The 14163-nt window shown below is 74.0% G+C and carries 2 protein-coding genes; both read right to left on the bottom strand.

Annotated elements, in window-relative coordinates:
• Positions 1 to 4: 4 nt before the first annotated feature.
• Positions 5 to 9397, bottom strand: coding sequence for a type I polyketide synthase (locus ACFIF2_RS23350; RefSeq protein ID WP_395575264.1), 9393 nt, complete (start codon positions 9395 to 9397; stop codon positions 5 to 7).
• 56 nt (positions 9398 to 9453) lie between these two features.
• Positions 9454 to 14163: type I polyketide synthase (locus tag ACFIF2_RS23345; protein ID WP_395575162.1), on the bottom strand; the 4710-nt coding region annotated here is incomplete at its 5' end.

Here is a 14163-nt window from a genome sequence, read left to right as displayed (position 1 = left end):
ACGGTCAGGAGATGCCGAGTTCCTTGCCGATGTACTCGATCAGCTCGTCGTCCGTGGCCTCCGTCAACGCGACGGACTCGTGCTCGGGCTGTTCGTCGGTGAGCTGCGCGAGCAGTGATCTCAGCCGGGTGGTGACGGCCTTGCGGGTCAGGTCGTCGGACGCGATCGAGGGCAACCGCGTTTCGAGCTCCTCCAGCAGCTCGGTCGCGGGGTTGGCCGCGTCCTGCCGGATCCGCTCCAGCAGGTGGGTGGCGACGGCGCGTGCCGTCGGGTGGTCGAAGACGAGTGTGACGGGCAGCCGCAGTCCGCTGAGCCGGCTGAGCCGGTTGCGGAGTTCGACCGCCAGCACCGAGTCCAGGCCGAGCCCGGTCAACGGGCCGTCCACGTCGACGGTGTCGGGGTCGGGGTGCCGGAGCACCGCGGCGAGTTCACCGCGGACCAGGCCGAGGACGTGGTCGTCGCCTTCCGGTCCGGAGAGCGCGGCCAGCCTGTCGCGCAGGGCGGACAGCGTGTCCCGGCCGTCGGTGTCGCGGCCGGCCGCGGCCTCCTCCTCCATGGCGGCCCGTGCTTCGGGCACCGTGGTCAGCAGCGGACTGGGCCGCAGGGACGCGAGGCCCGTGGCGAAGCGGTCCCACTCGATGTCGCCCACCAGCAGGAAGGTCTCGTCCTGGTGGACGGCACGCCGGAGCGCGTCCATCGCGAGCCGGGGGTCCATCGCGCGTACGCCGCGGCTGCGGAGGCCGGCCTCGGCGTGGTCGCGCGAGTCGAGGCTGCCGCCGCCCCACGCGCCCCACGCCACCGACGTGGCGGTCAGCCCCCGCGCCCTGCGGTGGCGGGCGAACGCGTCCAGATAGGCGTTGGCCGCGGCGTAGTTGGCCTGTCCGATGCTGCCGAAGGTGCCGCCGAACGCGGAGAACATCACGAAGGCGGTGAGGTCCAGGTCCGCGGTCAGCTCGTGGAGGTTGTTCACGGCGGTGACCTTGGAGGCGAAGACCCGGTCGAGACGTTCCGGGGTCAGTGCGTCGACCGGACCGTCGTCGACCACTCCGGCGACGTGCATCACGGCGGTCAGCGGGGCGTCGTCGGGCACCGCGGCCAGCAGGTCCGCCAGTGCGGTGCGGTCCGCCGCGTCGCAGTCCGCGACCGTCACCCGGGCGCCCAGGGCGGTCAGTTCGGCGACGAGTTCGTCCACGCCCCGAGCGCTCGTGGCCCGCCGGCCGGTCAGGACGAGGTGGTCCGCGCCGTCGGCCGCGAGCCATCGGGCCACGTCCCTGCCGAGCGCCCCGGTGCCGCCGGTGACGAGCACGGTCCCCGAGGGCCGCCACCCGGTGCCGGCGGCCGGGGTGGCGGCGGCCGGTTCGGCGCGGACGAGGCGGCAGCCGTGGACCCCGGTGGGGCGGACGGCCAGTTGGTCCTCCTGGGCCGCCATGCCGGCGAGTGCCTCGACGAAGCGGTCCCGCGCCGACTGGTCCACGTCCTGCGGCAGGTCGATCAGCCCGCCCCAGCGCTCGGGCCGCTCCAGCGCGACGGCGCGGCCAAGGCCCCACACCTGGGCGGCGGTCGGGTCCCGGAGCGGGTCCGTGTCGTCCACCGACACCGCGCCGCTGGTGACGCACCACAGCTGTCCGGCCGTCGCCGTGTCGCCGAGCGCCTGCACCAGGGCCAGGGTGCCCGCGGTGGCCGCGGCGACGCCGGGGTGGGCGGGGCTCGGGGAGTCGTCGAGCGCCAGCAGGGACAGCACGCCGGCGACCGGGCGGCTGTCGGCGGCGGCCCGCAGGCGTTCCGACAGGGTGGCCCGGACGAGGTCGGCGGCGTCGACGTCGATCCGTACGACCTCGGCGCCGGAGCGTTCGACGGCGTGCACGAGCGCCTCGACGGTGGGGTGTTGTGCCCGTGCGCCGGGCACCACGGCGAGCCAGGTGCCGCCCGGCACCGCCGTGGGGGCGGGGGCGAGGGGCCGCCAGGTCACCCGGTAGGTCCAGGAGTCCACGGCGGAGCGCCGGCTGAGGCTCTGGCGCCAGGCCGCCAGGACGGGCAGCGTCTCACGGACGGCAGGCGCGATGTCGGCGCCGACGTCCAGGGCCGAGGTCAGCGCGGTGAGGTCCTGTCGTTCGACGGCGGCCCAGAACGCCTCGTCGGCCGAGGCCGCCGTACCGGCCGCGCCGGCGGTGCCGGTACCGGCGACAGGAGTGTCCAGCCAGAAGGTCTCGTGCTGGAACGGATAGGTCGGCAGGTCGACCCGGCGGGCACCCGTGCCGCGGAACGCGACCGTCCAGTCGACGGTCACGCCGTGCACGTGCGCCTCGGCGGCCGACGTCAAAAACCGTCGCTGTCCGCCCTCGTCGCGGCGCAGCGTGGGGACGACGACCGGTTCGGCTCCGTGCTGTTCGACGGTCTCCTGGATGGAGAGCGCCAGCACCGGATGGGGAGCGACCTCGATGAACGTGCGGTATCCGTCACGGGCGGTGGCGCGGACCGCGGTCTCGAACTCCACGGTCTCCCGCATGTTGCGGTACCAGTAGCCGGCGTCGAGCGTGGCGGTGTCGACCGTGTCCCCGGTCACCGTGGAGTACAGCGGGATCCTGCCCTGCCGCGGGGTGACGGGCGCGAGGTCGCGCAGCAGCCGCTCGCGCAACGCGTCGACCTGGGCGGAGTGCCCGGCCACGGTCACGCCGGGCACCCGGCGGGCCCGGATGCCGTCGGCGGTGCACGCGGCCGCGAACTCGTCGCAGGCCGCGGGGTCGCCGGAGACCGTGCAGGAGCCCGGCCCGTTGACGGCGGCCACCGACAGCGCGCCGCCCCAGGGTTCGATACGGCGTGCCGCCTCGTCGGACGGCAGCAGGACGGCCGTCATGCCGCCGCGCCCGATCAGGGCGCGCCAGGCGTCGCTGCGGGTGACGACGATGCGCGCGGCGTCCCGCAGGGTCAGGGCTCCCGCGACGTACGCGGCGGCGATCTCGCCCTGCGAGTGCCCCACCGCGGCCGCGGGTTCCACGCCGTAGGAGCGCCACAGCGCGGCCAGGGACACCATCATGGTGAACAGGACCGGCTGCTGTACGTCGACGCGTTCGCCGGGCATGTCCGTCCCGCCGCGCAGCACGTCCAGCACCGACCAGCCGGTGAGGGCGCGGATCTCGGCGTCGCACGCCTCGGCCTGTTCCCGGAAGGCGGGTGAGTTCTCCAGGAGTTCACGGCCCATGGCGGGCCACTCGCTGCCCTGGCCTGGGAAGACGAACACCGGCCGTGCCTCGCCGGCGGCGACGCCCCGTACGGTGCCGGAGCCGGTGGTGCCGGCGGCCGCGCGGGCCAGTTCGGTGCCGTCGGTGCCGAGGAGGACGGCGCGGTGGGCGAAGACCGACCGGCCGTGGGCCAGTGAGTAGCCGACGTCGGCGGGATCGAGGTCGTGCTGTCCGGCGAGCCGCGCGCGCAGCCGGTGGAGCTGTTCGTCCAGTGCCTTGCCGGTCCTGGCGGACAGCACCCACGGTACGACGGCGGGCGGCGTGGTCCGCTCGGGCGGGTCGGGCAGGTCGGCGGCCTGGGGTTCCTCCAGGAGGAGGTGGGCGTTGGTGCCGCTGATCCCGAACGAGGAGATCGCGGCGCGGCGCGGTCCGTCGCCGCGTTCCCAGGGCCGGGCGTCCGTCAGCAGCCGGATGTCGCCCGACTCCCAGTCGACGTGCGGGGTGGGGGCGTCGACGTGCAGGGTCCTGGGCAGGACGCCGTGCCGCATGGACAGGACGAGTTTCATCACGCCGGCCACGGCGGCCGCGGCGGCTGTGTGGCCGATGTTGGACTTGACCGAGCCGAGCCACAGGGGTCGGTCCCGGTCCTGGCCGTAGGTCGCGAGCAGGGCGTTCGCCTCGATGGGGTCGCCCAGTCGGGTGCCGGTGCCGTGGGCCTCCACCACGTCGATGTCGCGTCCGGAGAGGCCGGCGGCGTGCAGGGCGTGCCGGATCACCCGCTCCTGCGACGGTCCGTTCGGCGCGCTCAGTCCGTTGGAGGCGCCGTCGTGGTTGACCGCGCTGCCGCGGATGACGGCCAGGACGGGGTGGCCGTTGCGCCGGGCGTCGGACAGCCGCTCGACGAGCAGGACCCCGGCGCCCTCGGCCATGCTCATGCCGTCTGCGGCGGCCGCGAACGGCTTGCACCGGCCGTCGGGCGCGAGCACCTGCTGCCGGCTCAGCCCGGCGAAGCCTCCCGTGGAGGGCATCACGGCCACTCCGCCGGCCAGGGCCATGGTGCACTCTCCCCGGCGCAGGGCCTGGCAGGCCAGGTGCAGGGCGACCAGGGAGGACGAGCAGGCGGTGTCGACGGTGAGGGACGGTCCCTCCAGTCCCAGTGAGTAGGACACCCGCCCGGACAGGACGCTGGTGAACACGCCGGTCATCAGGTGGGCTTCGAGGCCCTCCTCGGGCGGTGTGGCCGCCCCGTAGAAGGAGTGCATGCCGCCCGTGTAGACGCCGGTGGCGGTGCCGTGGAGGGTGGTCGGGTCGATGCCCGCCCGTTCGACGGCCTCCCAGGAGGTCTCCAGCAGCAGCCGCTGCTGGGGGTCCATGGCCAGCGCCTCGCGCGGGGAGACACCGAAGAACGCCGCGTCGAAGTCGCCCGCGTCGTGCAGGAACCCGCCCTCCCGGGCGTATGCCTTCCCGGCCCGGTGGGGGTCGGGGTCGTACAGCTCGGCGAGGTCCCAGCCGCGGTTGGTGGGGAAGGGTGAGATCGCGTCGCCGCCCGCGGCCAGCAGGTCCCAGAACTGCTCGGGTGTGGTGACGCCGCCGGGGAACCGGCACGCCATGCTCACGATCGCGATGGGTTCGTCGTCGGCGCCGCCCGTCGCATCGGCGAGCTGCCGGACCTCGGGGGTTTGGCCGGTCGCCCTGGTGAGGAGGAAGTCGGCGAGCGCGCGCGCCGAGGGGTGGTCGAAGACCACGCCGGCGGGCAGGGTGAGTCCGGTGGCCGCGGACAGGCGGTTGCGCAGTTCCACGGCCGACAGCGAGTCGAAGCCCAGCTCGCGGAAGGCGCGGGTCGCTTCCACGGCGTCGGGCGTGGCGTGTCCGAGCACGACCGCCGCCTCGGTGCGCACGAGGTCGAGGAGGAGGTGGCGCCGGGCGTCGGCCGGTACGGTCGCGAGCTTCGCCGCCAGCGCCGACGCGTCGGGGCGGGAGCCGTGCCCCGCGTTCCCCGTGCCGTCCAGGGCCCGCCTGGCCTCCGGTATCTCGCGGATCAGCGGGCTGGGGCGGGCCATGGTGAAGGCGGGCGCGGCCCGCTCCCAGTCGACGTGGGTGACCACGAGGTGCGTGTCGTCGTGGGTGATCGCCTGGAGGAGGGCGGCCACCGCGAGGTCCGGGTCCAGGGCCGTGAACCCGCGCCGTTCGAGCCGGTCGGCGACGTCCTCGGCCAGACCGGCGCCCCAGGAGCCCCAGGCGACGGAGGTGGCGGGCAGTCCGGCGCGCCGGCGCTGCAGCGCGAGGGCGTCCAGGTGGGCGTTGGCGGCCGCGTAGTTGCCCTGGCCCGCGGCGCCGAGCGTGCCGGCGACGGAGGAGAACAGGACGAACGCGTCGAGGTCCAGGTGACGCGTCAGTTCGTGCAGGTGCAGCGCGCCGTCGACCTTCGGTGCCATGACCGCGGCGAACTGGTCCGGGGTGAGGGTGTCGACCATGCCGTCGGACAGCACCCCGGCCGCGTGCAGCACCGCCGTCAGGGGTGTGTCCTCGGGCAGCGAGTCGAGGAGCGCGGCGACCTCGGACCGTACGGACATGTCGCAGGCGACGACGGTGACGCGGGCGCCCAGCTCGGTCAGCTCCCGCGCCAGCTCGGCGGCTCCCGGGGCGTCCGGCCCGCGCAGTCCGGCCAGGACGAGGTGTTCGGCTCCGTCCGCGGCGAGTCTGCGGGCCACGTGCGCACCGATCAGCCCGGTCCCGCCGCTGATCAGCACGGTGCCGCGCGGGCGCCACGGCTCGGTGGCGGCCGTGTCGGGCAGCGGTGCCCGGACCATGCGCCGGACGAGGACGGCCGCGTCGCGTATCGCGACCTCGCACTCGTCGTCGATGCCGCCGAGCACGGCGACCAGCCGGTCCAGGGCCGTGTCGTCGATGCGGGGCGGCAGGTCCACGAGGCCGCCCCAGCGGTGCGGGTGCTCCAGCCCCACGACCCGGCCCAGACCCCACAGCCCGGCCGGCACGACGCCGGCCGGCGCCTCGTCCTCGTCGGTGGCGACGGCTCCGTCGGTCACGCACCACAGGGGTGCCTCGACGCCGGCCGCGCCCAGTGCCCGCACCAGGTCGGCCGTGCCGAGCAGCGCGGTGTCCTCGGCCAGGGCCAGCAGCGACAGCACCCCTGTCACCGGGGCGGTGTCGACGTCGGCGAGGCCGGCCGCCTCGGTGACCAGCACGTCGAGGCGCCGGGCGCGCAGGCCCTCGACGAGGCCGGCGGCTCGGGGGTCGGTGGCGTGGCCCGGGGGCACCACGACCAGCCAGGTCCCCGACGCGCCGGGCGCCGAGCCGAGCCCGAGCGGGCGCCACACGATCCGGTACCGCAGCTCGTTCAGGGCGGCCCGCCGCGTGCGGCCGCGGCGCCGGCTCGCCAGGGTCGACGCGGCCGACTCCAGCGAGGCGTCCGCGGGCAGCGCGAGCAGCTCGCTCAGGGCCCGGCCGTCGGCGGCGTCGACGGCCTGCCAGAACGTCCGTTCCCAGTCGTCCGGGTGGGTGCCCGCCGAGGCGAGGTCGGGTGCGTCGAGCCAGTACCGCTGGTGCTGGAACGCGTACGTGGGCAGGTCGACGGGTGCGGGACCGGCCTCTTCGAGGACCGATTCGAACGCCACGGGCACGCCGCGGACGTACGCCTCGGCCGCCGAGGCGAGCATCCGCTCCAGCCCGCCGGCCCCCCGCCGCAGCGTGCCGACGACGGCGGCGTCACGGCCCGCGTCGTCGATGGTCTCCTGCAGCCCCGGCGACAGCACGGGATGCGTGCTCACCTCGACGAAGCAGGTCACCCCGTCGTCGAGGAGCTGCCTGATCACCGGTTCGAAGCCGACCGGTTCGCGGAGGTTGCGGTACCAGTAGCCGGCGTCCAGCGCGGTCGTGTCCAGCAGTCCGCCGGTGACCGTGGAGTGGAAGGGGATCTCCGACGTGCGCGGTGCGACGGTCCCGAGCGCCGTGGCTATCCCGCCGCGGACGGAGTCGACGTGATGCGAGTGGGAGGCGTAGTCCACCTCGATACGGCGGGCCCGTACGCCTTCGTCGGCGAGCGCGCCCAGGAGCGCGTCGAGCGCCGCGTCGTCGCCGGAGACCACCACGGACGACGGGCCGTTCACCGCGGCCACCGACAGCGCGCCGTCCCATGCGGCGAGCCGGTCCCGCACCCGGTCGGCCGGGAGGGCCACCGACATCATGCCGCCGCGCCCGGCGAGGTCCAGCAGCGCCCGGCTGCGCAGCGCCACGATCCGCGCGCCGTCGTCGAGGGACAGCGCGCCCGCCACGCACGCCGCGGCTATCTCACCCTGGGAGTGCCCGACGACGGCGGCGGGCCGCACGCCCAGCGAACGCCACACCTCGGCCAGGGACACCATCACCGCCCACAGCACGGGCTGTACGACGTCCACCCGCTCCAAGGGGTCGCCCTCGCGCAGCACGGTGCGCGGGTCCCGGTCCGCGTACGGGGCGAGGGCCTGCGCGCACTGCGCCATCCGCGCGGCGAACACCGGTGAGGAGTCGAGCAGCGACAGCGCCATGCCGGTCCACTGGGCGCCCTGGCCGGGGAAGACGAACGCCACCCGGGACGTGCCCTTGGCCCGCCCCCGTACGACGTCCGGCAGGCTGCGTCCGTCGGCGAGGCCGTCGAGGCCGGCGCGCAGGCCGGCCCGGTCACCGGCGAGCACCACCGCGCGGTGGTCGAACCGGGTGCGCGACGTCGCCAGCGCGTGCGCGACGTCGACCGGGTCCACGTCGGGGCGCTCCTGCGCCAGCGCGTTCAGCCGGCGCGCCTGGTCGCGCAGCGCGGCCTCCGTCCGGCCGGACAGCACCCACGGCACGACCGGCACGGTGCCGGTCGGCTCCGGTGGTGCCACGGCGGGGGCCTGCTCCAGGATCACGTGCGCGTTGGTGCCGCTCACGCCGAACGCGGACACCGCGGCGCGCCTGGGACGGTCCAGTTCGGGCCACGGCCGGGCGGCTGTCAGCAGCTCGACGGCGCCCGCCGACCAGTCGACCTGCGGGGACGGCCGGTCCACGTGCAGGGTGCGCGGCAGCGTGCCGTGCCGCATCGCCATCACCATCTTGATGACGCCGGTGACACCCGCCGCGGCCTGGGTGTGGCCGATGTTGGACTTCACCGAGCCCAGGGCCAGCGGGACTTGGCGGTTCTGGCCGTAGGTGGCCAGCAGGGCCTGCGCCTCGATCGGGTCGCCGAGCGGTGTTCCGGTGCCGTGCGCCTCGACGGCGTCGACATCCGTCACGAGCAGCCGGGCGTCGGCGAGCGCGGCACGGATGACGCGCTGCTGGGCGGGGCCGCTGGGGGCGGTCAGTCCGCTGGAGGCGCCGTCCTGGTTCACGGCGGAGCCGCGGACGACGGCGAGCACACGGTGCCCGTCGCGCACGGCGTCCGACAGCCGGGCGAGCAGCAGCATGCCGACGCCCTCACCCCAGCCGGTGCCGTCCGCCCGGTCGGAGAACGACTTGCAGCGGCCGTCGGGGGCGAGGCCGCGCTGGCGGCTGAACTCGATGAACGCCGCCGGTGACGACATCACCGTGACACCGCCCGCCAGGGCGAGCGCGCACTCGCCCTGCCGCAGGGCCCTGGTCGCCAGGTGCAGGCCGACCAGCGAGGAGGAGCAGGCGGTGTCGATCGTGATCGTCGGCCCCTCCAGCCCGAGGGTGTACGCGATGCGGCCGGAGGCGACGCTGCCCGAACTGCCGTTGCCGACATAGCCTTCGAAGCCTTCGGGGGCGCGGTGCATGCGGGTGGCGTAGTCGTTGTACATCACGCCGACGTAGGTGCCGACCGACCGGCCGCGCAGGGTGGTCGGGTCGATGCCCGCCCGCTCGACGGCCTCCCAGGAGGTCTCCAGGAGCAGCCGCTGCTGCGGGTCGATCGCCAGCGCGTCCTTGGGGCTGATGCCGAAGAACTCGGCGTCGAACTCGGCGGCCGGGTAGAGGAAGCCGCCCTCCCGGGCGTAGCTGGTACCGGTCCGGTCGGGATCCGGGTCGTACAGGGACTCCAGGTCCCAGCCCCGGTCGGCCGGGAAGCCGGCGACCGCGTCGCGGCCCTCCTCGACCAGGCGCCACAGGTCCTCGGGGCTGCGTACGTCGCCCGGGCAGCGGCACGCCATGCCGATGATGGCGATGGGCTCGTGCGCCTCGTCGACGAGCTGCCGGTTACGCCGGCGCAGACGCTCGGTCTCCTTCAGCGATCCCCGTAACGCTTCAATGATCTGCTCTTTGCTCTGATTCATCGATGCCCCCGTCAGTCCCGCTCTCGCTGATCATCCTGCGCCATGTGGATCAATTCGTCGAGACCCATCTCGTCGATGCCGTCCGGGTCGTATTCCTCACGCTCCGTCAACTGCCGTGTGGCCTGGGCGTTCGAGTGCTCCGCCGGCTGCCGCCCCTCGTCGTTCGCGAGGCGCAGCAGCAGGTCGAGGACTCCGGCGTCGCGCAGCCGGTCCACGGGAATGGCGGCGATCACCCGTTGCAGCTCCGAGTCGCCGTCGGCCGTCGCGTCCTCGGGCGCGAGAGCCGCCGTCAGATGCCTGGTCAGAGCGTGGACGTTCGGGTGGTCGAAGAGCGCCGCCGTCGGGAGCCGCAGTCCCGTGGCCGCGTCCAGCCTGTTCCGCAGTTCGATCGCCGTGAGCGAATCCAGGCCCATCTCGAAGAATCCGCGATCGGCGTCGATCCCCGCCGCATCGTGGTGCCCGAGCACCCCGGCCAGCTCACGGACCACCACGCGGTGCACCAGGTCGGTGCGCTCCGTCTCCGTCGCCGCCCCCGCGAGCCTGCTCCGCAGGTCCGCCGTCCGGCTCGCGCCGGGCGTCTCGTCCTGCCTCTGCGGCGCCGGTACGAGGCCGTGCAGCAGCGGCAGCAGCGTGCCCGCCCGAGCCTGGGCGCGCAGCGCGGCACGGTCCAGCAGGACGGCCGCGAACTCGGCCTCCTCCGCCGCGGTCCCGGCGTCGAAGAGTTCCAGCGCCTCCGCCGGGGACAGGGCGCCGATGCCCGCCCGGGCCATTCTGCGCACGTCGGCCCCGGCGAGGCCGCCGACGATCCCGCTGTCGCGCTCCCAGCGTCCCCACGCCAGCGCGGAGGCCGTCAGGCCGTGGGCGCGCCGGTGGTGGGCCAGCCCGTTGAGGAGCGCGTTGGCCGCGGCGTAGTTCGCCTGCCCCGGTCCGCCGAAGAGGCTGGTGGTGGACGAGAACAGCACGAACGCGTCCAGGGGCAGGTGCCGGGTCAGCCGGTGCAGGTGCAGCGCCGCGTCCGCCTTCGGCGCCAGTGCCGTGTGGAGCTGCTCGGCGGTCAGGGCGGTCAGAACGCCGTCGTCGACGACGCCCGCCGCGTGGATCACCCCGGTGAGCGGGTGCTCCCGCGGGACCGACGCCAGCACGCGGGCCAGGTCGTCCTCGTCGGACACGTCGCAGGCGACGACCCGGACGTCGGCACCGTGCCCGGCGAGTTCCGCCGTCACGGCAGCGGTGGCCGCGTCGCCGCCGCCGCGGCTCAGCAGCAGCAGATGGCGTACGCCTCGCGCGGTCACCAGGTGGCGGGCGATCTCGGTGCCGAGCGCTCCGGTGCCGCCGGTGATCAGGACGGTGCCGTCCGGGTTCCAGGCGACGGGTTCCGCCCGCCCCGTGGCGGGCACCAGCCTGGGCACGCGCACGACACCGGCCCGCGAGGCGAGTTGCGGCTCCCGCTCCCAGTCCCGTGCGGCCAGCGCCGAGGGCAGCACGTCCGGTTCGTCGACGTCGACGTCGACGAGGACGAACCGGCCGGGGTACTCCGCCTGGGCGGCCCGCACGAGGCCCCATACGGCGGCACCGGCGAGATCGGGCACGCCCTCGCTTTCGTCCACGGCGACGGCGCCACGCGTCACGACCACGAGCCTCGAACGCTCCAGCCGCGGATCCGCGACCCACTCCTGGAGCAGGGCCAGGACGCGTATGAGGGTGGCTTGGATGTGGGGGGTGTGGGTTGGGTCGGTTGGGTCGGTTGGGTGGGTTGGGTTGGTTGTGTCTGGGACGTCTGGGACGTCGGTGGTGTTCGCGAAGCACGGCAGTAGCACCAGTTCGGGCACCTCGGCGGGCAGCGAGTCCAGGCCGGCGGCGAGGTGGCCGAGGGAGAAGGAAGCGACGGGTGCGGGGGTTGTGGAGTCGCTGGAGTTGCTGGAGTTGCTGGAGTTGCTGGGTGCGGTCGGAGCGGCAGAGGCGGGTGTCCAGTCGACCCGGAACAGCGCCTTCGGTCCGCCGCGGGCGGCGCGCAACTGCCGCTCCGACACCTGACGGAAGGTCAGTGATTCGGCGGAGAGGACGAACTCACCCGACGTGTCCTGTGCCGTCAGGGCCAGCGCGCCGTCGGAGGCCGGCGTGAGCCGCACCCGCAGCGCCGCCGCACCCGCCCTGGCCAACCGCACCCCGCTCCAGGAGAACGGCAGCCCGGCCTCCGGCCGTGTCAGCGCGGTGGCGTGGAGGACGGCGTCGAGCAGAGCCGGGTGTACGGCGTACTCCCCGGCCCGCGCGGCGACGTCCTCGGGCGGGCTCACCTCCGCGTAGATCTCGTCACCCTGCCGCCACACCGACCGCAGTCCCCGGAACGCGAGTCCGTACTCGAAACCGGCCTCCGCGAGACGCGGGTAGAAGTCCGCGAGGTCGACGGGCTCGGCGCCGACGGGAGGCCACGCGGCGGTCCACGCGGAACCGCTCTCGGAGGGCTCGGTCTGGGTCGCGGAGCCGGTCAGTACTCCGGTGGCGTGCCGCACCCATGCCTCGTCGCCCTGCCGTGCGTACACGCTGACCCGACGGCCGCCGTCCTCGTTCTCGGCGCCCACCGTCACCTGGACCGCCACCTCCCCGCGCTGCGGCAGGACCAACGGTGTCTCCAGGGTCAGTTCGGCGACCTGGGTACACCCCACCTCGCGGCCGGCGCGCAGAGCACACTCGAGGAACGCGGTGCCCGGCAGCAGAGCCGTACCCGCGATCACGTGGTCGGCGAGCCATTCCTGCGCGTCCAGTGCCAGCGTGCCGGTGAGCAGACATCCACCGGACTCCGGCAGCTCCACCACGGCCCCGAGCAGCGGATGACCGGCGCTGCCGAACCCGGCCGCCCCGGCGACCTGGCCGGTCGTCCGCGCGGCGTCCCTCAGCCAGTAGTGACGCCTCTGGAACGCGTAGGTCGGGAGGTCCACGGCGGGTGTCCTGGACGGTGCCTGGAACACCTGGTCCCAGTCGACCTGAGCTCCGCGGACATGGGCGTGGGCGAGCGCGGTCATGAGGGACGCGCTCTCGTCCCGGTCGCGGCGGACGGAGGGCACGAACAGCGTGCGTCCGTCGTCCACGATCTCCGGCCCCATGGCGCTCAGTACGCCATCGGGTCCGATCTCGACGAACGTCTCCACGCCATCGGCATGCAGACAGGACACCGCGTCGGCGAAGCGCACCTCACGGCGTGCATGTTCCACCCAGTACTCCGCCGTGGCGATCTCCTCCACCACCGGCCCGCCCGTCACCGTCGACACGAAACGGAACCGCTCCGGAGTCCGGAACGACAACCCAGACACCGCCTCACGGAAGGCGTCGAGCATCGGCTCCATCAGGGGTGAATGGAAGGCGTGGCTGACCTTCAGCCGCCGCGAACGCCGCCCCGGCAGAGAGGCCACGACCTGTTCCACCGCGTCCGCCTCACCAGAGACGACCACGGACGTGGGTCCGTTCACAGCCGCCAGGGACGCACCCGCCACGTTCTCCAGCAGCGGGACGACCTCGTCCTCGGACGCCTCCAGCGCCACCATCACCCCACCGGCCGGAAGCTCCTGCATCAACCGGCCACGTGCCCCCACCAGCACACACGCATCCTCCAGCGAGAGCACACCCGCCACGTGAGCGGCAGCGATCTCCCCCACCGAGTGGCCGGCGACGACATCGGGCACCACACCCCACGACTCCCACAACCGGAACAGCGCCACCTCGAACGCGAACAACACCCGCTGAGCGACACCCGTCCCCTCCCACACCGCGGCATCCGTGCCGAAGAACTCCTCACGCACGCCGAGACGCTCGAGCAGGTCGTCCAGCACCCCCGCGAACACCGGGAACCGCTCATACAGCACACGTCCCATACCCACCCGCTGTGCACCCTGCCCCGCGAACAGGAACGCCCAACCACCGGGCATCGTGCTCCCGACGACCACGTCGGCCCGGGACTCGCCCGTCGCCAACGCCTGGAGACCCTGACGGAGTTCGGTTTCATCGCCGGCCACGACCACCGCCCGGTGCTCCAGCACCGTACGCGTCGTCGCCACCGCATGACCCAGCACCGCCACCGGAACATCTCCCGCCAACGGCACCAGCCGGCCCGCCTGCGCCCGCAACGCCGCCTCACTCGCAGCGGACAACACCACCGGCACCGGCCCCGACCACTCCGGCGCAGCATCCTCCGCCACAACCGCAGGCCCTTGCTCCAGAATCACGTGCGCGTTGGTGCCACTGATCCCGAACGACGACACACCCGCCCGCCTCGGACGATCCCCCTCAGGCCACGCCGTCCGCTCCGTCAGCAACCGCACCCCACCGGCCGACCAGTCCACATGCGACGACGGCTCATCCACATGGAGCGTCGCGGGCAGCACCCCGTGGCGCATCGCCATCACCATCTTGATGACACCCGCCACACCCGCGGCCGCCTGCGTATGACCCAGATTCGACTTCACCGAACCCAGCAGCAGCGGCTCCTGCCTCCCCTGTCCGTAGGTGGCCAGCAGCGCCTGGACCTCAATCGGATCACCCAACCTCGTGCCAGTCCCATGCCCCTCGACCACATCCACCTCGGACGGCGACAGACGAGCACCCGCCAACGCCTGCCGGATCACCCGCTGCTGTGACGGACCATTCGGCGCGGTCAGTCCGTTCGACGCACCGTCCTGATTCACCGCCGACCCACGCACCACCGCCAACACCCGATGACCATTGCGACG

The sequence above is a fragment of the Streptomyces sp. BK79 genome (assembly GCF_044142145.1).
Classification (GTDB): Bacteria; Actinomycetota; Actinomycetes; order Streptomycetales; family Streptomycetaceae; genus Streptomyces.
This window is presented reverse-complemented; position numbering and strand designations above follow the sequence as displayed.